Annotated in this window: 18 protein-coding genes; 13 read left to right on the forward strand and 5 right to left on the reverse strand. The window is 53.7% G+C overall.

The annotated features are described in order from the left end of the window. Nucleotides 1-50: 50 nt before the first annotated feature. From J2I47_RS10195 to J2I47_RS10215, 5 genes are all read right to left on the reverse strand, one after another. Nucleotides 51-692 (reverse strand): inorganic pyrophosphatase, encoded by a 642-nt coding sequence (locus J2I47_RS10195; RefSeq protein ID WP_207364470.1) that lies wholly within the window; start codon nt 690-692, stop codon nt 51-53. A 184-nt stretch (nt 693-876) separates the two neighbouring features. Beyond that, nucleotides 877-1851, reverse strand: coding sequence for a glycosyltransferase family 2 protein (locus J2I47_RS10200; RefSeq protein ID WP_207364471.1), 975 nt, complete (start codon nt 1849-1851; stop codon nt 877-879). A 144-nt stretch (nt 1852-1995) separates the two neighbouring features. After that, entirely contained in the window at nt 1996-2706 is a 711-nt protein-coding gene (locus J2I47_RS10205) for a tRNA1(Val) (adenine(37)-N6)-methyltransferase (protein ID WP_207364472.1), read from the reverse strand. Between the two features lie 246 nt (nt 2707-2952). Continuing rightward, on the reverse strand, nt 2953-3765 hold the full coding sequence (locus J2I47_RS10210; protein WP_207364473.1) for a hypothetical protein: 813 nt from the start codon (nt 3763-3765) through the stop codon (nt 2953-2955). A gap of 151 nt (nt 3766-3916) precedes the next feature. Further along, nucleotides 3917-5812: a DNA topoisomerase IV subunit B gene (locus J2I47_RS10215; protein WP_207364474.1), complete on the reverse strand. Its 1896-nt coding sequence runs from the start codon at nt 5810-5812 to the stop codon at nt 3917-3919. Nucleotides 5813-6063: 251 nt separating this feature from the next. On the opposite strand from J2I47_RS10215, the gene J2I47_RS10220 reads away from it, so the two are divergent. The 13 genes from J2I47_RS10220 to J2I47_RS10280 all read left to right on the forward strand — a co-directional run bounded on the left by J2I47_RS10220 (nt 6064) and on the right by J2I47_RS10280 (nt 21967). Continuing rightward, the gene (locus J2I47_RS10220) at nt 6064-8781 is read left to right on the forward strand and encodes an SLBB domain-containing protein (protein ID WP_207364475.1); all 2718 of its coding nucleotides are present in this window, start codon (nt 6064-6066) and stop codon (nt 8779-8781) included. Between the two features lie 7 nt (nt 8782-8788). Beyond that, entirely contained in the window at nt 8789-9898 is a 1110-nt protein-coding gene (locus J2I47_RS10225) for a GumC domain-containing protein (RefSeq protein ID WP_207364476.1), read from the forward strand. A 3-nt stretch (nt 9899-9901) separates the two neighbouring features. Continuing rightward, on the forward strand, nt 9902-10732 hold the full coding sequence (locus tag J2I47_RS10230; RefSeq protein ID WP_207364477.1) for an ABC transporter permease: 831 nt from the start codon (nt 9902-9904) through the stop codon (nt 10730-10732). Between the two features lie 15 nt (nt 10733-10747). Continuing rightward, on the forward strand, nt 10748-12004 hold the full coding sequence (locus J2I47_RS10235) for an ABC transporter ATP-binding protein (RefSeq protein WP_207364478.1): 1257 nt from the start codon (nt 10748-10750) through the stop codon (nt 12002-12004). Then, entirely contained in the window at nt 12001-13092 is a 1092-nt protein-coding gene (locus J2I47_RS10240) for a DegT/DnrJ/EryC1/StrS family aminotransferase (protein WP_207364479.1), read from the forward strand. Before J2I47_RS10235 ends, J2I47_RS10240 begins: the two co-directional genes overlap by 4 nt. Nucleotides 13093-13110: 18 nt before the next feature. Further along, the gene (locus J2I47_RS10245) at nt 13111-15204 is read left to right on the forward strand and encodes a hypothetical protein (protein WP_207364480.1); all 2094 of its coding nucleotides are present in this window, start codon (nt 13111-13113) and stop codon (nt 15202-15204) included. A 115-nt stretch (nt 15205-15319) separates the two neighbouring features. Then, nucleotides 15320-16036: a WbqC family protein gene (locus J2I47_RS10250; protein WP_207364481.1), complete on the forward strand. Its 717-nt coding sequence runs from the start codon at nt 15320-15322 to the stop codon at nt 16034-16036. 89 nt (nt 16037-16125) lie between these two features. Continuing rightward, nucleotides 16126-16779, forward strand: a complete 654-nt coding sequence (locus J2I47_RS10255; protein ID WP_207364482.1) for an acetyltransferase — start codon at nt 16126-16128, stop codon at nt 16777-16779. A gap of 104 nt (nt 16780-16883) precedes the next feature. Then, complete coding sequence (locus J2I47_RS10260; protein ID WP_207364483.1) at nt 16884-18101, forward strand: glycosyltransferase family 4 protein; 1218 nt, start codon at nt 16884-16886, stop codon at nt 18099-18101. Next, nucleotides 18098-19105 (forward strand): glycosyl transferase, encoded by a 1008-nt coding sequence (locus J2I47_RS10265; RefSeq protein WP_207364484.1) that lies wholly within the window; start codon nt 18098-18100, stop codon nt 19103-19105. The genes J2I47_RS10260 and J2I47_RS10265 overlap by 4 nt, the downstream gene beginning before the upstream one ends. A gap of 45 nt (nt 19106-19150) precedes the next feature. Then, the gene (locus J2I47_RS10270; RefSeq protein ID WP_310587652.1) at nt 19151-19963 is read left to right on the forward strand and encodes a DUF5672 family protein; all 813 of its coding nucleotides are present in this window, start codon (nt 19151-19153) and stop codon (nt 19961-19963) included. After that, nucleotides 19947-20978, forward strand: coding sequence for a glycosyltransferase family 2 protein (locus J2I47_RS10275; protein ID WP_207364486.1), 1032 nt, complete (start codon nt 19947-19949; stop codon nt 20976-20978). Before J2I47_RS10270 ends, J2I47_RS10275 begins: the two co-directional genes overlap by 17 nt. Next, nucleotides 20978-21967, forward strand: a complete 990-nt coding sequence (locus J2I47_RS10280; protein WP_207364487.1) for a hypothetical protein — start codon at nt 20978-20980, stop codon at nt 21965-21967. The genes J2I47_RS10275 and J2I47_RS10280 overlap by 1 nt, the downstream gene beginning before the upstream one ends. Nucleotides 21968-22031: the final 64 nt, after the last annotated feature.

Raw genomic sequence — 22031 nt, forward strand, 5'->3', positions numbered from 1 at the left:
GCTAACGCGTCAGCCAACGTTGAACCTTGAACTTTAGACTTTAAACTTGCTCACAACGCCTTATAATCTTCCATCGACGTGCGGATGACTTCGAATGCCTCCTCACGGCCGTAGATGCTGGCCAATTCCATCACCGAGGGTTGGTCGGGCAGGTTTTTGTAAGTCAGGAAGTAGTGTTGCAGGCGATCAACTACGCTTTCGGGGAGTTGGTCAAGATCTGTGTAGGCCTCGTACATGGCGTCGCCTTTCAAGACAGCAATGATTTTGTCGTCGGCTTCTCCCCTGTCAATCAGGCGAAAACCGCCAATGGGCCGGGCCTGCAACAGAATATCGCCGTGAGTAATGGTGTGTTCGCTGAGAACGCAGATATCGAGTGGATCGCCGTCGCCTTCGGCAATGTGCCGACCTGTTTTGTCGGTTGCCAACTGCGCCACCCCGTCGCCGCAATAGGTCTGCGGAATAAACCCGTACAGCGCCGGAACGAAGTTAGAGTACTTCTGGGGGCGGTCGATTTTGAGGTAGCCCGTTTGTTTGTCGATCTCATACTTCACCGTGTCGGATGGTACGATTTCAATGAAGGCCGTGAGCAGTTCAGGAGCGGCATCGCCGGGGGTAATACCGTGCCAGGGATGCGCTTTAAACTGGGCTTTAACGGTGGTTTCAATTTCTTTGGTTGAAAATTCAGCCTGCATAATTCGAGTTTGATAAAATTGTATTTTTCGTCGAAACACACATTCGCTTAAAAACGACATATCCCGGCTTTCAACAACGGATCGTGGGTGATAATCAACGCCAAACGATGCCATCGGAAAGGCCGGGATAACCGGGTCGGTGTGCCTACTGACTTTATAACACAAAGATAACCGGTTAGTTAGATCAAACCGTCACTGCATCCTGAAAACCTATCTTTCGGGCAATTTGGTATTCAGCGGTCTTCCCCGACGCCTGCCGAATGTATAGCTCGGCTAGGAACCCCGCCAGAAATAATTGCACCCCCAGGATGATGGCTACCAGCGCAAAATAAAACAGCGGATTATCGGTCGCATTCCGATAGCGTAATCCCTGGTAAATATTGTACAATTTCTGGCCAACGATAGTCAGCGCCATCATCGTTCCGATGAAAAACGACAGCGTACCCAGCCCGCCGAAGAAGTGCATGGGCCGCTTGCTGAACTTATGCACGAAGGCAATCACGAGCATGTCGAGAAAGCCATTAATGAACCGTTCCAGCCCAAATTTGGTAGTGCCGTACTTCCGGGCACGGTGCTGCACTACTTTCTCGCCAATGCGGGTGTAGCCATTCCAGTTGGCCACAATCGGGATGTTGCGGTGCATATCGCCATAGAGGTTCAGCGACCTCACCACTTCCTGCCGGTACGCCTTCAGGCCGCAGTTGAAATCGTGGAGCTTCACACCCGAAATCCAGCGGGCTACACCGTTGAAAAGCTTTGTAGGCAGGGTCTTGGTGATCGGATCGTAGCGTTTCTGCTTCCAGCCCGACACCAGGTCGTAGCCGTCTTCGGTAATCATTTTGTACAGGCCCGGAATCTCGTCGGGGCTATCCTGCAAGTCGGCATCCATTGTGATCACCACGTCGCCACGAGCAGCCTGAAAACCTGTTTGCAGGGCGGCAGTCTTCCCTGAATTTCGCGCAAACCGAATGCCCCGAACGTGCGGGTTGATGGCCGCCAGATGTTCAATCACCGACCACGACCGGTCGGTACTGCCATCATCAACAAAGAGCAGTTCGTAGGTATAGTTCTGTTCCGTCACCACGCGGACAATCCAGTCGTGCAGTTCGGGCAGCGACTCGTCTTCGTTATAGAGCGGTATGAGGAGGGTCAGTTGCATTGCGCTTCACTTTAATGTACAATGAACGATGTACAATGTACAATGGTGCTTTATGAGCTAAGTAAGCAAACGCGAAGCTACTCCAAAGAGGTACCATTGTGCATTGTACATCGTTCATTGTACATTTTTTTCCACTGGAAGATTTCAGAAGATCAGGTAGTAATGTTGTAGCAGGTCGCGGAAGTTGGCCGTGTAGGTTTGACCATCGTTTTCGCGAATAGACAGCTCCTCCATTTCGGGATTGGTGGTTGCTGCAAAACGGAACCCGGTGAGATGCCGGAAGACAGATTTCTGAGGCTGATGACGAAGATGTAGCTGCCTTACAGGCCGTAAACCAGCCTTTTCGGCCAATGCTGTCAGCCGATCCGATTCGGGCGGGGGTAGCAGCACCCACCAGGAGCCGTCTGGTTTTAGCACCCGCGCAACGGCTTCGATCAGGTCAGAAAAAGGTAGATCGTCGGTATGTAGGGCGCGGCTCACAGCAGCATCCGGTGAACGCAGCGAATTGGTATAAAACGGCGGATTGGTGAGAATATGGTCGTAGAACGAGCCAGGCACTGTAACGGCAAATGCCTGAATCCGGGCCTGTGCAACAACGATTCGTTTGGCAAACGGACTGTCCATCACGTTTTCGCGGGCTTGCCCGGCAGCATCAGCATCCAGTTCAACGGCGTCAATGCGGGCAGTGGGGTTTCGTTGCGCGGCCATCAACGCGAGCAATCCCGTTCCGGTGCCAATATCGAGGATACGCGCGCCCGTGGTCACGTCGGCCCAGGCACCCAATACGCAGGCATCGGTACAGACCTTCATAGCCGTGCGATCCTGCTGAATGGTAAATTGCTTGAAGCGAAACATGACAGGGGTATTTTGTAGTTTTCTGAGGCGATTGTTACTATCGGCGTATCCTCGTTGGTGGCCCCTTCAATAAGCTCAGGACCTTCTTTGTCATCCCAACGCCAGGAGGGATCTACTTTCCTGCGAGTAGACTAAGCATAGAAAAAGTAGATCCCTCCTGGCGTCGGGATGACAAAGAAATCCCTGAGTGGAATCGAAGCCTCTACAGTGCGAAGCTATACCGATGACAACGACTATTCCAGCAAACTAGAGTTTTCCCTTCTTTTGCCGGTGCTTTTTGCGCCAGTAGGCGATATCGGCGGTGAGGTTTTCGAGATAGAATGACGGGCCGATGGATATATAAAAACCACTGTAGTTTACCTGACTTTCGGGTACGTCTTTTTTCAGAATGAACCGGTAGCCCCCCAGGATGTTAAAGCCCGTCCAGTGAAGCGGGCGAAACCAGCGCAGAGCCGGAAACTGGTATGACAATGAAAGGCCCGCTCCTGCCGGGATAAAAACACCGCGAGCCTCTTCACCCTCCCGCGTTTGGTCGCTTACCCGATTATACCGCGAATGACCATAGCCGATCTCCAGCGGCACGCTCACTTCAATGGCCTTTTTGCGGTACAGGTAAGGCTCGAAGAATAACGTGGCAATACGTAGGTGCCTGGTTATAGCCTCCGATGTATTGGGCAGCAAGCCGGGTCGGTTCAGTGTCTGGTTTACGAAGTAAAAACCGGCACCCGCTTTGAAGGCCGCCCGCATACCACCCGGCTCCTGCCGTTCGGGATGCCGCACCGGAAACAAGAACCCCGCCCGTAGGCCGTAGACGCTCACGGGTACCCGTTTTCCGTTGTCGTTGCGGGTGTCGTTGAAAAAGAAAAATCGCTGATCGGTAGAGGCTGTAAACGTAAGTGCATGGGGGTTGCTTACCTGTGCTTTAGTCGAATCGGGCGACGTTCCTGCCACGGCAGAAAGCTTTGTAGGCTTATCAACGTCAATTTTGGCCTGCGCCCATCCATCCACTCCGGTCAATACCCATATCAATAGTAAAACCAAACACCATAACCGGCTCATATTGTCTGTTAACGTTAGTGGCAATATAACCGGGTTGGGCAGGAATGGTTAAGAGCGGGCCAGTTGGCCCAAGCAAAAGTGGACCTGCACATAGCTAGTGCAGGTCCACTTTTGCTTGATCTATCAATTCTTGCTTCTTGTTTCTCCTTTGTTACACCACCAGCGCCAGATCGTCGACGTCTTTCTCTACACGGAGGTTATCGATGATAAAGCGTTGGCGGTCGGGTGTGTTTTTGCCCATGTAGTAGCTAAGCAGTTTGGGCACCGACGCATCCTTTTCCATGATAACCGGTTCCAGGTGCATGTCTTCGCCAATGAACAGGCCGAACTCTTCAGGCGATATTTCTCCCAGTCCCTTGAAGCGCGTGATCTCGGCCTTTCGACCACCCTTCACCAGTTTATCGGTAGCCTTTTGTTTCTCCGCTTCCGAATAGCAATAGGTTGTCTCTTTGTGGTTTTTGGGATTACGTACCCGAAACAACGGCGTCTCTAATATATACAGGTGCCCGTTGCGGACCAGGTCGGGGAAAAATTGCAGGAAAAACGTCAGCATCAGCAACCGGATGTGCATCCCGTCGACGTCGGCGTCGGTGGCAATCACGATGCGGTTGTAGCGGAGCGTATCGAGGCCATCTTCAATATCGAGGGCATGTTGCAGCAGATTAAACTCCTCGTTTTCGTACACCACTTTTTTGGTCAGGCCAAAGCAGTTTAACGGCTTACCCCGTAGGCTAAAAACGGCTTGGGTCTGCACATTGCGACTTTTGGTGATCGACCCACTCGCCGAGTCGCCCTCGGTAATAAACAGAGTCGTGTTGAGTCGGTCGTCCGATTTCGGGTCGGGTAGGTGAATACGGCAGTCGCGGAGTTTCTTGTTGTGGAGGTTTGCTTTTTTGGCGCGTTCGTTGGCCAGTTTCTTAATACCGGCCAACTCTTTCCGTTCCCGTTCCGACTGTTCGATCCGCCGTTTAATGGCGTCGCGCACGGCGGGGTTCATGTGCAAATAATTGTCGAGGCGTTCTTTGAAAAAATCCAGCACGAACGACCGCACCGACGGGGCGCTTTCGTCGGGAGCCATGTTAGCCGAACCAAGTTTTGTCTTTGTCTGCGACTCGAACACAGGTTCCTGTACCCGGATACTGATGGCCGCTACAATACTGGCCCGAATGTCGGACGCGTCGTAATCTTTGCCGAAATGTTCGCGGATAGTTTTTACAATGGCCTCTTTCAGCGCATTTTGGTGCGTACCACCCTGCGTCGTGTACTGGCCATTCACAAATGAATGGTATTCCTCACCATACTGGTTACCGTGGCTGAGAGCCACTTCAATATCGCTGCCTTTCAGGTGAATGATGGGGTAGCGGAGATCTTCTTCTTTATGCTTCGAGCGCAGCAGGTCGAGCAGGCCATTTTGCGAGACAAATTTCTGGCCGTTGAAATTCATGACCAGCCCTGCATTGAGGTAGCAATAATTCCAGAGCATGTCAGACACGAACTGACCGCGGTAGTGAAAATTCTTGAAAACGGTGTCATCAGGCTCGAAAACCGAGAGCGTGCCGTTGCGTTGATTTGTCTCTTCTTCACCCTGTTTGGTCAGCACGCCCCGGTCAAATTCGGCCCAGACAGTGCGGCCATCGCGGAACGACTGGATGCGGAAATAGCTCGACAGGGCGTTAACCGCTTTAGTACCTACGCCGTTGAGTCCCACCGATTTCTGGAACGCGCCGGAGTCATATTTGCCCCCTGTGTTGATCTTGGAGACGACCTCTACTACCTTTCCCAGGGGGATCCCCCGGCCGTAGTCACGGACCTCAATGCGGTGATCGGTTACCTTGATATCGATCACTTTACCGTTGCCCATCACGTGTTCGTCGATAGAATTGTCGATGGTTTCTTTGAGCAATACGTACACGCCATCATCGGCGGCGGCACCGTCGCCCAGTTTGCCGATATACATACCGGGGCGGAGGCGAATGTGCTCGCGCCAGTCGAGCGAGCGGATACTGTCTTCGTTGTATTGTACAGACGATTGTGGGCTGTCAGCCATGTACGAGGGGAATGGTTTATGGTTGTTTACTGACTAAAAAGAGCGGTGAAAGTTTCTGCCGACATTGGAAAAATCATACAGCCGGTGTGGCCGGGCAGGACCAGTCCAATAAATAGAAAACTATTTAGAATGCGGCAAAAGTTCGTTTACTTTGGGCGCTGATTGTGCTGAAATATCATAAAAACAAGAAAGAACGTTTACTCATTAGTACTAAGCAAGACCCGCTATGTTAGGGTTGACATCTTAAAAATATGCAAAATTTGCCCCATTTCCAACACTCCAGGGTTTCTTCTTTTGTCAGCTTCGTAGACCAGACCGCAACACTCACCACACGTACTATTGCCCTTGCCGGTTTGCTTCTGAGCACCCTCAGCACCTACGCTCAAATCGCGCCCTCATCGGGCGGCGCACCCGCTTCGGGAGGTACCACAATCCAGGTACCACAAGGTGTTCAGATTCCCAAAGGTGTAACGCTACCCCCAGGCGTTCAGATCAATCAGGGGCCTGCCAACGGACGCAATACCCCAACGGGCCGTACCAATCAGCAGGGAGCCAACACCACGCCGGGCCGTAATAACGCGGCCACGCCTACCAACGGACAAGCTACTCAAGGCAACGGTACTGGCCGGCAGCAGGTGGGCGCTAATGGTCAGGCAACCCAAAACGGGCAGAATGGTCAGGCCAATCAAAACGGCCAGCGTGGCCAGAATGGTCAGGCAGTACCCGGCACAGTCAACGCCGACGGCACCGTAAACCCCGATGTACCACTCAATGCATCGGAAGAAGGCACCGACGATGGTTTGAAAGATAATGGCCAGGACGAAGCCGAGGCTACCAAAGCCCGCGAACGAGCTGCGATTCGGCGGAAATTGTTCGGTTTTGAACTGTTTAATAACCCCGCGTTAGCTACTACCTTCCAGCCAAATATCAATATTGCCACGCCTGTCAACTACGTACTGGGTACCAACGACCAGTTGAACATGAGTATGTATGGCGTTACTGACGAAACGCTCACGCAGACCGTAACTCCAGAGGGCAACATTTATCTGCCTCGTGGCATAGGCCCGGTGCACGTGGCCGGCCTTACGGTCGAAGCCGCCAAAACCCGGATCACCGAGCGGCTTTCCAAGATATATGTGGGTTTGAAAAACAGCTCTTACGGACCTAAAAATACCTATCTGGAAATTACGCTGGGCAACATCCGCACCATCCGGGTGTCGGTGCTGGGTGAGGCCATCAAGCCGGGTACGTACTCGATCTCATCGCTGTCATCGGCAATGAACGTAATTTATGCATCGGGCGGCCCCAGCGAACTGGGTTCATTCCGCAATATCCAGGTGATCCGCAACAGCCGCGTCATTGCCACGATCGACCTGTATGATCTGCTACTGACTGGTGTCTTGCGCAATAACATTCGCTTGCAGGACAACGACAACATTCGCATTCCAGGCTATATTTCGCACGTTGAGCTGACAGGCACGACCCGCCGCAACAATATCTTCGAGCTAATGCCCAGCGAGACGTTGGAACGGTTACTGTTTTACGGCGGCGGTTTCTCGGCTAATGCCTACAAAAACCGGATCAAAGTAACCCGGCTCACCAACCGTGAGATCAAAGTAATCGACGTGCTGGCCGATCAGTACCGTACTTTCACCTTGCAGGATGGCGACGTAGTTGGCGTGGAGCAGGTGCTTAACCGTTATGAAAACCAGGTAACTATCAACGGCGCAGTGTATCGCCCTGGTGTTTTTTCACTTGATCAAAATAAGACGTTAAAAGAACTTGTTGCCAGCGCCGAAGGTCCCAAAGGTGATGCGCTGATGGGTCGGGTAAACATCAGCCGTACGCGTGAAGACCTCACGATGGAGAACATAACGATCGATCTGGCTAAAGTATTAGCCGGTGTTGAACCGGATGTAACCCTGCAGCGCGAGGATGTGGTGACGGTGAACTCGAAATTTGATCTGGCCGAATATGGCGATATATCCATTCAGGGCGAAGTAAACAAACCGGGTCCAGTGCAGTACATCTCGAACCTCACACTTGAAGACGCCTTTGTTCGTGTAGGTGGCTTGAAGGAGTCAGCAGCAACAGGCATGATTGAGATTGTTCGCCGGAAAAAAGATGTCGACCCTAATTCACTCAACGCGCAGACAGCCGAGGTATTCCGTTTTAGCGTAGACCGGAACCTGGACCTGAGCAATGAGAGCAAGTTTTTCCTGCAACCCTTCGATCAGGTGATTGTGCGCCGTTCGCCAAACTACCAGGTACAAACGTTCGCCGAAGTTGAGGGGGAAGTAATCATTCCGGGTCAATACCCTATCAAGTCGAAAGACATGAAAGTATCGGACCTGGTAGCGGGGTCAGGTGGGTTAACGCCGCAGGCGTACGTAGATGGTGCCACGCTGGTACGGCGGGTACGGCTTAGCCCCGAGGAATTAGAGCAGCGCAACCGTTCGGTTACCGAACTATCCGATGATGCCCGTAAATCGGCGGTGGATATTGACGCGGTGGTACCCGATAAGCAGGAAGCTATCGGCATCAGTCTGCGCCGCATTCTGGCCCGTCCCGGCTCATCAGAAGACATTCTGTTGCAGGAAGGCGATGTACTACGCATTCCCAAACGGCTGGAAACCGTTCGTATTCAGGGTGAAGTGTTGTTACCCACTACGGTAAAATATCGGGGTGGACAAACCTTCCAGGACTACATCTCGCAGGCGGGTGGTTTCACCGACAAGTCGCAACGGCATCGGTCGTTTGTGGTGTATGCCAACGGTTCGGTAGACCGTACCCGCAAGTTTATGTTCTTCAACCTATATCCGCGTATTGAGCCGGGTGCTGAGGTTATTGTGCCACAGTCGCGCCGCGTACCACTCACGCCACAACAAATTCTTGGCCAGGCTGCCGGCACGGTTGGATCGCTTATCAGCCTGATTACTACGGTTCTTCTTCTGTCGCGTATCAACTAGTCAACGTATGACACCAACGACACAAACCGGCAATAACGCGATGGGTAAGACCCTGCCGCCGGATCAGATTTCGCCCAAAGCCGTTGTGGCAAGGGCCGCCAAAATTCGGCAGGTAATACGTCGCAACTGGTACATCTTAATAGCTGCCATTGCGCTAGGTCTTGTAATTGGCTACATTATTGACGCTACGTCCACCAAAAAGACAACCTACTCGGCTAAAATCGTCTTCAATCTGGGGGGCGGTGGTGGTGGTGGTGGCTTAGGCAGTATGGGTGACATAGGTGCACTCGCTAGCGCGTTTGGCGTGGGGCAAGCCGCACCCGATGCCAACATCTTTTCGGGCGAAAACTTCATTCAGTACGCCAAGTCACGGCCTGTGGTCGAGAAAACACTGATGAAGACCGTGAAGATTAATGGGCAGGATACCTTACTGGTAAACTACTATATCGCGCACAGCGGCATTAGAGAAAAGGAGTGGGAAAAAAGTAAGGAATTCGAGAATTATCATTTTCCCCGCGCCAAAACCCGCGACGAGTATACCAAAGATGACAACACGGCCATGGCTATCATTTATGAGCGGCTATTGGGCGAACTGAGCATCAAAGGCGTTGACCGCAAATCATCGTTTATGGCCCTGGGTGCCACTACCGAACACGAGTTGCTCTCAAAAGCATTGGTGGAAAACCATATTGAAACCATTGAAGCAGACTACCGGAAAAAACAAACCAAGAAAACCCGCGAAATGCTTACTATGCTCAGCGATCGCGTTGACTCACTGGGCCGGGTCATGACGGGTACAGAAAACAAGCTGGCACGGTATATGAACGAAAACCAGCAGGTGATTGTAGCCCAAAACCAAATCAATGAGGGTCGGTTACAGCGCAATTCATCATTTCTGACATCTCAATATTATGGTGCGCTTACCCAACTCGACAATATGAAGCTATCATTGATCCGGGAACAGCCCCTGTTTACGATTATTGAAGATGTGTATCTGCCCCTTTACAAGGAAGTGCCCGGAAAAATAGGCACACAGGCAGGCGTTGCGATTGGATTGGTACTGGGCGTAGTTGCCATTTTCCTGCGGGAGACCCTCAGCAAAGTGGGGAAAGAGTAATTCATGAAAACCCAGGAAGTTATCATACAAGCGGGGCGCCCCGAACGCTACTACTGGCGCGACCTTTGGCGCAGCCGCGAATTGCTACTCATTTTGTCCATGCGCGACATTTCGGTGCGGTACAAACAAACCGCACTGGGCGCGTCGTGGAGCCTGATTCGGCCACTGGCCACCATGCTGGTGATGGTATTCGTCTTCAGTATGGTGGCCAAACTCCGCGCCGACCCGGGCGTACCATATCCACTGATGGTACTGAGTGGCATTACGATCTGGACATTTTTTTCCAACGCCTTTACCCAGATCAGTTCCAGCGTAACCACCAATGCCAACCTGGTCAGCAAAGTTTATTTTCCACGACTGCTGATGCCCCTTAGCGCCGTGGCGGTGAGCCTGATCGATTTCCTGATTACGATGGTACTATTTATCATCGTAGCCATCTGGTATGCCTACGTGCCTGACTGGCATCTGATCTATATGCCGTTATTTGTCATCCTGGCCATGTTGACAGCGTTTGCATTCGGGCTGTTTTTCTCAGCCGTCAATGTCCGGTTTCGCGACGTGGGGCAGTTGATTCCGTTTCTGGTACAGATCGGTTTCTACGCCTGTCCCATTGCCTACAGTAGCCGGGAAGTGGCGGGCAAATGGTTCGAGAAATACTACATCATGAACCCCTTGGTGGGCATTATCGAAGGCTTTCGGTGGTCATTACTGGGAGGTAAAACACATCTGAACCCGCAGAGTTTAGTATATTCGGTTGGCATCACGTTTGTTTGTTTGAGTCTTTCGCTCTACTTTTTTCGCAAACGGGAAAATTCCTTCGTCGACGATATTTAACGGTCCTACCTCACTATGTCCGTCATCACGGTTGAAAACATTAGTAAACACTACATCATTGACCACAAGCGGGGCAAAGGCAGCAGCAGTATTCGCGATGCCATTACCCACACGGTTAAAGGCTGGTTTGCCGGGCCAAAAGAAGATACCGATGAGCTGACACACGAAGAGTTCTGGGCCTTGCGCGACGTGAACTTTTCTGTTGAACAGGGTGATCGCGTGGGCATTGTGGGCCATAATGGCGCGGGTAAATCGACGTTACTGAAGATTCTGAGTAAGATCATTGAGCCTACCAGTGGATCAGTCAAAATTCGGGGGCGGGTGGCTAGCTTGCTCGAGGTTGGTACCGGTTTTCATCCAGAACTGACCGGTCGTGAGAACATCTTTCTGAACGGTTCGCTGCTGGGCATGCGCAAAGACGAGATCAAACAGTCGTTCGATGAGATCGTGGCTTTCGCGGGCGTTGAACGGTTTCTGGACACGCCCGTAAAGCGCTATTCGTCAGGCATGTACGTGCGGCTGGGCTTTGCCATTTCAGCTCACCTCAACCCCGAAATCATGATCGTTGATGAGGTATTAGCCGTGGGTGATGCCGAATTTCAGAAGAAGAGTCTCGGCAAAATGCGTGACAATTCGGCCAGTGGGCGTACCATCCTGTTTGTAAGTCACAACCTGACTGCCGTACAGGCCCTGTGCAACAAAACGTTGTATTTTGAACGAGGTCAGCTTATTGAGCAGGGTGAGACCAACCAGGTGATTGCTTCTTACCTGAGCAAAGTGGCCCGGACTCGGCTTCGCAGGCAGTGGGACACCCCCGAAGAAGCACCCGGCAATGATCTTGTGCGCGTGCACCGGATCGAGCTGGTACCCGAATACCCCGATAATCTAACGCACATTGATGTGCGGACACCGATGCGTATTCAGTTCGAGTTCTGGAACATGATGGACCGTGCCAACCTGAACCTGAGCCTGCACCTCTACTCGCTCACGGGCGAATGTATCTTCAACGTGGGTAGCCAGTCGCAGCCGTATGGTAAGGGCCTTATTCAGGGGGAGTGCGTTATTCCGGGCTATTTTTTGAACGACGGTACGTATACTATCTCGGTGATGATTGTGAAGGACACCGTAACGCCGCTGTATAATATGGAAGAAGGCATTACCTTCGATGTGGAGGATTACCGCGAAGGGGTGGCTTGGTACGGTAAGTGGCCGGGCTACGTGCGGCCCCAGTTCCCGTTCCGCGTAGAAGCTCTTGAACCCATCATTCCATGATAAACGTTACGAAATCCTATCTGCCTGATCTTGACGAGTACACTAAACTCCTGAAAGGTGTGTGGGAACGGGTTCACTTGACCAACGATGGCCCACTGGTGCGCGATCTGGAGGAGCAGATGAAAGCGTACCTGGGTGTGAAAAACCTACGCTTTTGTACCAATGGCACCGTGGTAATGCAACTGGCACTAAAGGCCATGGGTATTACGAAAGAGGTTATCACCACGCCCTTTTCGTATGTAGCTACCACCAATGTACTGCTTTGGGAAGGCTGTACGCCCGTCTTTGCCGACATTCGTACCGACGATTTTACCATCGACGCCGACCTGATTGAGCCACTAATCACTGAAAACACCCAGGCGATTCTGGCTACGCACGTTTATGGCAACGCCTGTCAGATTGAGGCTATTCAGGCCCTGGCTGACCGCTATAAGCTGAAAGTGATCTACGACGGTGCCCATGCCTTTGGGGCTGAATACAATAACCGGTCACTGCTGGACTACGGCGACGCAAGCACGTGCAGTTTCCACGCTACCAAAGTATTTCATACTGTAGAGGGCGGCTGCATCATCACCCCCGACGATGCCCTGGCCACCACGATTCAGCATTACCGCACTTTTGGGCACCGCAACGACGACTATTTCAGCATGGGCATTAATGCCAAAAACTCCGAGTTTCATGCGGCAATGGGCTTGTGCGTACTACCCAAAGTGCCCGAACTGATCGAAGCCCGGAAAGCCATTTTTGCCCAGTATGACGCTCAGCTTGATTTCAGCAAGTTGCAACGCCCCACACTGGCACCCGGTATGACGCAGTACAACTACGCCTACTACCCCGTGGTGCTGGAATCAGAACAGGCCCTGTTGCGTACGGTTGAGGTGTTGAAAGGTGACGACATTACCCCCCGCCGCTATTTCTATCCGTCGCTCAATACGCTGCCGTTCGTCAAAAACGCCCAGTCTTGTCCTGTCTCGGAAGATATTGCCCGCCGGGTGCTGTGCCTGCCACTGTATCCGGGCCTGGCCGAAGCCGACGTGGAGCGGGTATGCCGACTGGTGAATGAAGCCGTGGCTGAGGCGATTGTTTAACCCGCCTGCCACCTCTGCATGGTTATCTTTCTACTACTTTTTATTGGTTTCACGGGCTGGTTTGCTGCCCGCATTGCCCGCCCGTCGCTGACAGAATGGCTGCTGACCGCCTTCTTGCTAAGCGTTGGATCGGTTATTATCACAGGGTTTATTTTGTCGGGTCTGTACCTCACGGCACAGGTATGGGCCTGGGCTGCTGGCGTGTTTATCGCGGCCACTATCATTGGTTCAGCGCTGCGCTGGCTGGCTGGCAACCCGGCTTCGTTTTCTGCCAAAGAGCTGATAAGTAACAGGTGGCAACTGGCAAAAAACAGTTTTGATGCCCTGCCACTGTATTTTAAACTACTTTTTGGAGGGCTGCTGGGTACACTGCTGGTCATCGGCGTGACCAACCTGCTGCTGGTGCTCTTTACCCCACCCAATGAATGGGACAGCATGACGGGCCACCTGAACCGGGTCATGCAGTACATACAGCGCGGGTCGATGCGGCACTTTGGCGGCACCAACTGGAATATCGACACCTACCCCAAGAGCGTCTGTACCCTTCAGATTTACGGCTACTTAATTACGGGCCGGTTCGAGAATGGGTTCAAACTGATACACCACACCGCCTATTGGATTACTCTGGTGGCCGTTTTCGGCATTGTGCAGCGCATGGGTCAGCTCCGGCAGGCCATCACTCCCACCCCGGTTCTTAGCCGACTGTCGGCCAGCCTGCTTAGTGCGCTGGGCATGGGTTTTTTGCTTGACTTTCTGGCGCAGGCCATCACCACTGAAACCGACAGTGTTCTAACTGCTTATCTGAGCGTTCTGCTTTATATGCTCTTTGCCTACCGCGCCAGCGAGACCGCGTCGGGTCGTGACAATCGGTATTTGTACATGGCTGGTATGGCCTTTAGCATTGCCTGGGGGCACAAAGTGACGTTTACGCTGCTGCTGCCGTCGGTGTTTGTGGTGATGATCTACACCGTTTTCCTGACCAATCGCTTTCCTGTGTTCGTTGCCCGCACAGCACGGCTGGCGGGGGCTATTGTGGTGGGCATTGGCCTTTGGATGCTGCCTACAGGCTACCTGAAAAACATCGAAGTGTTTGGCCATCCCATTGGACCACCCACGGCTCTCCGTCACCAATCTATCGAACGGGCGGGGTCGCTGAGGAATCTGTTCGAGCAGGGGTCGCGGAACGTGGTGCGGTACACGTACGACCACGTGAACCTCGACGGGTTGCGCAACACAGCCACTGGTAACGAACTGAACCGGGCTATGCGCAAGCCACTGGTGGTGGCCGAAGACAAACTGCACCTGCGCCTCGACGAAGAGACCGACTTCTCCATCATTCCGTTCACCTTCGAGCGGCGGTTTATTTTTTACAACGCAAACCCATATTGGGGCGTGATTGGATTTGGTCTGCTAATCCCCCTGTTGGTGCTAACGCTCTTGTTTGTGTTACGCTCCCCGCCGCACGTTTACCTCGGCATAGCGGTGATGCTGCACGTGGCGGCCCTCTCCTATTCGGCCCCGTACGATCCGTTCAAAGGCCGCTATTTCACCGAAACGGGCCTGTTTGCCATTCTGTTTCTGGCTCTTCTCTACTTGCACCCCCGGCTCGACCTGAACCGGCCCAGGCGGGTTTTGCTCAAAAGTTACGTGGCCTTAATCATGACTCTGGGAGCCGTATCGGCCCTTTGCTGCGTGTTTCTGAATGTCCGTGCGCTGCCCTTCGCCTGGACCACCCCCGACGGCGTGGCCTACCCATCGGCCTTCACTGCCGACCGCACGAAGCTCCTTACCATTGGTCGCCCCGATGCTTACGTACCCTACAAACGCTTCGAGGAAATCGTACCGGATACGGCCACCGTGGCGCTGGGCACCATCAACGATGATTACGAGTATCCGCTTTATGGCCCGCACCTCTCGCGACGGCTGATTACGATCAACCCGTTCGAGCAGGGCGTGCAACCTATTCCGAAGCGGGCATCATACCTGTTCTTCTCGAAAAACGTCATTAAACCCCGCCCCGGCGACATTCGCCTGGGCACCGATACTGCTGCTGCGCACAGCCCATACATAGCCGCACCGGCAGAGGACTATTATCTTCGCAAACTGCATTGATTTACGAATTACAATGGACGACTTACGATTTTTGCTGACGCGAGTGAGCTTAGGCGTAAGCAACAAATCGTAACCGAGGCGGCGGACAGCTCGTAAATCCCAAATCGCAAATCCAATGACCCTCGCCATCATGCAACCGTATTTCCTGCCCTACATCGGCTACATGCAGTTGCTGAATGCAGTAGATACGTTCGTGTTTTACGACGACGTGGCGTTTATCAACCGGGGGTGGGTGAATCGTAACCGCCTGCTGGCCAATGGACGCGAGTTGCTGTTTACTATACCACTAAAAGACGCCAGCCAAAATCGGCTCATCAACGAGATTGCCCTTTCCGACGAGCCTAAATGGCGCGACAAACTACTGCGTACTATTGAGCAGAGTTACCGGAAAGCACCCCAATATGCTGAGGTGATGCCCATGGCTGAACGTATCATTCGGTTCCAGGCTTCAAATCAGTCTAACGTTTCAATCGCCGAGTATTGTTACCACAGCTTCAGCGAACTGACGGCTTATCTGGGCATTACAACGCGGCTGGTGGCGTCATCGTCGATTTACGAAAACAGTCACCTGAAGGCGCAGGAACGTATTTTGGATATCTGCCGACAGGAAGGGGCCGAGCGATACATCAATCCTATTGGTGGAGTAGAGCTATATAAACCAGAGCCTTTTGCTCAACTTGGCTGCGAACTTCGGTTTATCCAATCCAAGTCTGTGCCTTACCCACAGCTGGGCACAACAGAATTCGTGCCCTGGCTCTCCATCCTGGATATACTCATGAACAACGCCCCCGCCGCTACGCTGGAGCTTTTACAACAGTTTGACTTAGTATAATGAATGAGTAAATAGCGTGAAGCGCTCTGCGCATAAGCTTTCACAGGCGCAAAGCGCTTCACGCTATTCACTCATTCACTCATTCTTCTATGGCTAAAATCATCCTTTTCGGGGTTCTCGACACGGCAGAACTGGCTCATTTTTACCTAACCCACGACTCAGAACACGAGGTAGCGGCATTTACCGTCAACCGCGAATACCTCAAAGACGAGTCATTCAAAGGGCTGCCCGTGGTGGCGTTTGAAGATGTCGAAACGTTGTTTCCCCCGTCAGACTACCAGTTTTTCGCGCCCATGACGGGCCGCAACATGAACCGCAACCGCGAGAAAGTGTACCTCGACGCCAAGGCCAAAGGCTACACGTTCATCTCGTACATCAGTTCAAAAGCGACGCATTTCGGCAACGAGATCGGCGAGAACTGCTTCATTCTGGAAGACAATACGATTCAGCCGTTTACCACCATCGGCAACAATGTGGTGCTCTGGAGCGGTAACCACATAGGGCACCACGGCCGCATCGACGACCATGTGTTTTTCACCTCGCATGTGGTCATGTCGGGGCACTGCCACATTGGCTCCTACAGTTTTTTCGGCGTCAACAGCACCATCCGCGATTACCTGACCGTGGCCGAAGGTACCCTGCTGGGGATGGCCTCAGCCCTCTACAAAGATTCTGATCCCTGGGGTGTATACATCGGCAACCCTCCCAAAAAGCTGGGAAAACCGAGTTATGAAACGTATTAAACGATTTGGGATTGTGGATTTGGGATTGCGGATTTAGCTGGCGCGCGTACATGCTTGCGCCAGCTAAATCCGCAATCCCAAATCCACAATCCCAAATCCCTCCCATGACTCTCCTTCTCATCGGCCATGATGCAAACCGGGCAGGCGCTCAACTGGTGCTGCTGCATATGATGCGGTTGCTGGAGGAGCGCGGCGTGGCTATGCAGTTGTTGCTGGGCGGTGGCGGGTCACTTTTAGGCGATTACAGGGCCATTTGCCCGGTCACGATCTGGCCCGCCGACGAGCCGTACCTGGTTGGGCCGACAGCCGACAAAGTACTGGGTAAGCTAAACCTGTGGCAGCAACGGGCCGACCGGCAGGCGCGGGAGCGGCGCGAAGCCATTTATCAGACACTGGGGGTAGACAAGGTGGACGCCGTACTGGTCAATACGGTATCAGGAGCGCGCTGGCTGCGGTTGTTAGACTTGCCCGCCCAGGTGCCGGTGGTGGCTTATCTGCACGAACTGCCTATGTCGGTAGAGTTATACAGCCGGCCCGACGAACTGGCTTATCTGTTGAACCGCTGCCAGCATTTGCTCACGGTATCGCGGGCTACCATGCAGTTCTATCAGACTGCTTACAACGTACCTGAAGCTAAGATGAGCCTATTCACCCTCATCGACGTGACCACGATTCAGGAGCGGGTAGCGGCAGCACAAACCGGCGAAAACAAGCCTCCACTGCCTCATTTAGCCCATTTGCCCGCCAACGCGGTGGTGGTGGGTGGCTGCGGTAATGCCGAATGGCGGAAAGGAAACGACCTTTTCGTTACCTTGGCCCGGATGGTCAATCAGCCCGATGCAACACCCGTCTACTTCGTTTGGGTGGGTATGCCAAAGCCAGTTCACAATGGGCAGGCAGGTACACCAACGCTCTACGACGAACTCTGGCTCGACGTACAGAAAGCGGGGCTAGCCGACCGGGTCTACTTCATCGAACCGACACCCGACGTGCTGCGCTACATGGCCCGGTTCAATATTTTTTTGCTCTGCTCACGCGAGGATCCCTATCCGCTGGTGGTGCTTGAGGCCGGACTGACCAACCTACCCGTCGTGTGCTTCGATGGGGCCGGTGGTGCTCCGGAACTGGTTGAAACCGACGGCGGGGCGGTGGTGCCCTACCTCGACCTGACCGCCATGAGCAAGGCCATTCGCCAACTGGCCAATGATGGTGAACTCCGCCGGAAGCAGGGGCAGCGGCTAGCCGAAAAAATCATTGAACGCCACCAATCCGGACGCAGCATGGACCAGTTGATGACCCTGCTGACTACTTTAGCTGCATGATTCTTGCCTTCACTATTTGCTCGGTCAATTACCTCGCTCAGGCCCGCACACTGGGCGATTCGCTGCGGCAAACCAACCCCGACTGGCAGTTTATCATTGGGTTGGTCGATGACCTGGCAACGGCCAATCTGCCTGCCGAACTCGTGCCCGCCTACCCCATGATTGAGGTAGCCTCACTGGGTATTCCGGACTTTGCGGGTATGTGCGACCGTTACGATATCACGGAATTAAACACCGCCGTAAAGCCGTTTTTTATCGAGTTTCTTTTCGATGGCAGGCACGCTCCAGGTCAGCCCAAGCCCGATTCTGTCATCTATTTCGACCCAGATATCATTGTTTTTCAGCCACTTAACCAGTTAGCCGCGTCGCTCAAGAACTATAGCCTGGTAGTGACACCGCATACCGTGGAGCCAACCCCCGACTGGGAAACGCCCAACGAACAGCACCACCTGAACACCGGCATTTTCAACCTTGGTTTCATTGGCCTGCGCAACGACGACATCGCCCGAAGCTTTGTGCACTGGTGGCAGCAGCGCCTTACCTATGAGTGCCGGATTGACCTCTGTGCGGGCCTGTTTGTCGACCAGCAATGGGTCAACTTCGCGCCGATTTATTATCCCGGTGTGCTGGTCGAAAAACACCGGGGTTATAACGTGGCCTACTGGAATGTGCATGAGCGAATACTGTCGGAAGCGAACGGCACCTGGCTCGTGACGGGGGTCCGGACGGGATCGGTCGAACCGCTTCAGTTTTTTCATTACAGCGGCTACGGCGTTCAGAAGCCCGATGCCATATCGAAGTACCAGACGCGCTACACCTTTGCACAGCGGCCCGACCTCGTGCCGCTTTTCCGGCTTTATCACGACCGGCTAATCGAGAATGGCAACGACGCCTACCGGGTCTACCCCTGTGTGTACATCAAACCGCAACCCGTTCTCTATTACACCAGCATTCGGCGGTTGCTCAATGCACCGGTGCAGCGACTGAGGCAATGGATTGGCTGATGGGGCATGGTGTTTGTACCTTTGTGGTACTTACTCAAAGACTCTGTGCGCGTTTGTATTGTCATTCCAGTCTATAAGGCCACCGTTACACCCCACGAACGTGTGTCGCTAACGCAATGCCTGCGGGTGCTGGGGCACTACCCCATCTGTTTCGTCAAACCCCAGTCGCTCGATCTGTCGCCGCTGCTATCCGACCTGCCCGAAACAGTGCAGACGCTGTCATTCGCCGATGATTTTTTTCGCAGCGTACGCGACTATAACCGGCTGATGCTGTTTCCCGGCTTTTACGCTGCTTTTGCGGAGTATGACTACATCCTGATTCACCAACTGGACGCGTTTGTTTTTCGCGATGAGCTAACTGACTGGTGCCAGCGAGGCTACGACTACGTCGGTGCGCCCTGGCTGCGTGATCGTGATTTCAACAGCCGTTGGGATGAATACTGGTTTAACGCCAAAAAACGCGTTGCCCACCTGCTTGGCCTGCGCAAGGCCGATGGTATTACCCCGCGCGAGATCATCACCATCAATGGCGTGGGCAACGGCGGGCTATCGCTACGGCATGTGGCGCATTCATTGCGGGCCTTGAAGCAGCACCGGGGCAGGCTGGCACAGTATGAAGCCGCACCCATGCATCAATATAACGAAGACGTTTTCTGGGGCATCGAAACAACGCGTTTCTGGCCCCGCCTGCGTGTTCCCGATTTCCGGACGGCCCTGCATTTTGCCGTTGAGTTTCACCCCGAACGAGCCATTTCGGTTTACAACGACGGTCAGTTACCCTTTGGCTGCCATGCCTGGGATATCCACGGCACCCGTTTTTGGCAGCCTATCTTTGCCCAATATGGCTACGACATCTAACCCCCGCCCCCGCCTGTCGGTTGCGCTTTGCACCTACAACGGGGCCGCACACCTGCGCGAGCAGTGGGATAGCCTGCTGGCTCAGGAGTGGCTGCCCGACGAGCTTGTTGTTAGTGACGATGCCTCGACAGACAACACGGTGGCATTGTTACAGGAACTGGCCCAGACCGCTCCGTTCGCTGTCGTGGTGCGCCAAAACGAGCAGGCCCTAGGGTCGAATAAGAATTTCGGCATAGCGCTGGCCGCCTGCACCGGCGACCTCATTTTTATTTGTGATCAGGACGACGTTTGGTTTCCGGCCAAGATGCGGCTGATGACCGAATATTTTATGCAGAACCCCGCCGTGAACGTCGTTTTTGCTGATGCCGAACTGGCCGACGAGCAGTTGCAGCCCCTTGGCGGTACGTTCTGGGAGAAAGTGCGGTTTACGGCTTCTGAGCGTAAAGACTGGCAGCGGGGGCAGGCCATGCATGTGTTGCTCAACGGCAACCGGGTCATGGGCTGTGCTATGGCCCTACGCGCTACTTTCCGACGGCAGGCACTGCCCATTCCAGACCCCATTCCGGGCGGCTATATCTATGATGGCTGGCTGGCACTGGTGGCGGCAGCCACTCAAAGCATCCGCTTTATCGAACAGCCTCTTCAGCGCTACCGTACGCATGGTGGTCAACAGATGGGCATACGCCCGCCTGAAGCACCGCCCACGGTGGCCCTGCGCGACCGGTTTGGGCGCGACCGGGATGTTAAGCTAGCCCCGTTCAGGCAGCAGGAGACTGAGCTAAAAACGCTGCTCGACTTATTTTCACAACGGGTGGGTAGTAGAGCAGCGGGGCTCTCGCCGTTGCAGCATCGACTGGCCCATTTTCACATGCGGGCCAGTTTACCAACCAACCGGCTGTTGCGGCTATGGCCCGTGGCCGAAGCCCTTTTTTCGGGCAAATACCAGCGCTACGCTGATCTTGAAGCCAACTTTGTCGCTCCATATGTGGCCGCCCTGGGCGACCTTCTCGAATAATGATGTTAACTGTTTGTACGCGGGCTCAACTCGCAGGGGCACTAGCACTGGGCGCTTCTGTTCGGCAACATCACCCTGAGCAACGCTTCATTATCGGTCTGGCCGATGAGCCGGCAGACTTGCCTGCCGTTGGCCCATGTACGCTGCTGACCCTTACCGATACGGGGTTGACCTCCGGTCAATTAACCTTATTGTCAGCGCGATACACCCCCACCGAATTCAGTGCAGCCGTTAAGCCGGGGTTTATCCGGACAGCCTTCGAGCGGTTTTCCGACGAAACCACGCTGATTTACCTTAGCCCGACGAGTCTGCTGTATGGGCCACTTACGCCGGTTTTCAACGCGTTAGTGACCCACAACGTCCTGCTAAACCCACATTGGCTGGTGCCACCGGCGGATGGGTTGGCGCCAGACGAAAAGCATTTACAAAACGTGGGTCTTTACAGCGGTGGTTGCCTTGGGTTTTGGCGTGATGCCGAAACAGAGCGGATGCTGGCCTGGTGGGAAATGCGTTGTCATGAGCATGCCGCGGTTAATTTCTGTCTCGGCAGTTGCCTCGATGGGCTTTGGCTCATGCACGTACCCACGTTGTTTGCAGGCGTTGGCGTGCTGAAAAATACCGGCTTGCAGGCAGCTTTATGGAACCTGCCGCAACGTTTGCTGGTCAGGCAGCCAGACGGCTGGCAGGTTGGTCTGGGCGACGCACAAACACCATTGCTATCCGTTGATTTTCTGGGCCTTACTGTCAAAAATGAAGGTCTTTTTCAGCACCAGAACCGGCTGCGGCTGGCTAGTCGCTCTGACGTGCGTCAGTTGCTGACCGACTACCGCGCTGCTCTTACTTCTTTTTCATACAATGCTCCGCATCCGGCTTATGGCGAGCAGCCCGAACCCGTTATCCGCACCGGCTGGCGACGAACTGCCCACACCCGCCTGACGCAGTTGAGCCGCTGGATTGCCACCGTTCCGGTGAAACCACTACACCGGTAAGCTTACAGGCCACTAGCTTGATTTCTTGAAAAAAGCTGGCGTTTTTGGCTATTTTGCGCGCGTT

The sequence above is a fragment of the Fibrella rubiginis genome (assembly GCF_017353185.1).
Lineage (GTDB): Bacteria > Bacteroidota > Bacteroidia > Cytophagales > Spirosomataceae > Fibrella > Fibrella rubiginis.

Bases quoted from the DNA above. Each gene is read 5' to 3' on its own strand.
- J2I47_RS10240 (WP_207364479.1), top strand. From the start codon at position 12,001: ATGATAAACGTTACGAAATCCTATCTGCCTGATCTTGACGAGTACACT.
- J2I47_RS10230 (WP_207364477.1), top strand. From the start codon at position 9,902: ATGAAAACCCAGGAAGTTATCATACAAGCGGGGCGCCCCGAACGCTAC.
- J2I47_RS10200 (WP_207364471.1), bottom strand. From the start codon at position 1,851: ATGCAACTGACCCTCCTCATACCGCTCTATAACGAAGACGAGTCGCTG.
- J2I47_RS10280 (WP_207364487.1), top strand. From the start codon at position 20,978: ATGATGTTAACTGTTTGTACGCGGGCTCAACTCGCAGGGGCACTAGCA.
- J2I47_RS10235 (WP_207364478.1), top strand. From the start codon at position 10,748: ATGTCCGTCATCACGGTTGAAAACATTAGTAAACACTACATCATTGAC.
- J2I47_RS10265 (WP_207364484.1), top strand. From the start codon at position 18,098: ATGATTCTTGCCTTCACTATTTGCTCGGTCAATTACCTCGCTCAGGCC.
- J2I47_RS10215 (WP_207364474.1), bottom strand. From the start codon at position 5,812: ATGGCTGACAGCCCACAATCGTCTGTACAATACAACGAAGACAGTATC.
- J2I47_RS10275 (WP_207364486.1), top strand. From the start codon at position 19,947: ATGGCTACGACATCTAACCCCCGCCCCCGCCTGTCGGTTGCGCTTTGC.
- J2I47_RS10255 (WP_207364482.1), top strand. From the start codon at position 16,126: ATGGCTAAAATCATCCTTTTCGGGGTTCTCGACACGGCAGAACTGGCT.
- J2I47_RS10250 (WP_207364481.1), top strand. From the start codon at position 15,320: ATGACCCTCGCCATCATGCAACCGTATTTCCTGCCCTACATCGGCTAC.
- J2I47_RS10220 (WP_207364475.1), top strand. From the start codon at position 6,064: ATGCAAAATTTGCCCCATTTCCAACACTCCAGGGTTTCTTCTTTTGTC.
- J2I47_RS10260 (WP_207364483.1), top strand. From the start codon at position 16,884: ATGACTCTCCTTCTCATCGGCCATGATGCAAACCGGGCAGGCGCTCAA.
- J2I47_RS10195 (WP_207364470.1), bottom strand. From the start codon at position 692: ATGCAGGCTGAATTTTCAACCAAAGAAATTGAAACCACCGTTAAAGCC.
- J2I47_RS10205 (WP_207364472.1), bottom strand. From the start codon at position 2,706: ATGTTTCGCTTCAAGCAATTTACCATTCAGCAGGATCGCACGGCTATG.
- J2I47_RS10210 (WP_207364473.1), bottom strand. From the start codon at position 3,765: ATGAGCCGGTTATGGTGTTTGGTTTTACTATTGATATGGGTATTGACC.
- J2I47_RS10225 (WP_207364476.1), top strand. From the start codon at position 8,789: ATGACACCAACGACACAAACCGGCAATAACGCGATGGGTAAGACCCTG.
- J2I47_RS10245 (WP_207364480.1), top strand. From the start codon at position 13,111: ATGGTTATCTTTCTACTACTTTTTATTGGTTTCACGGGCTGGTTTGCT.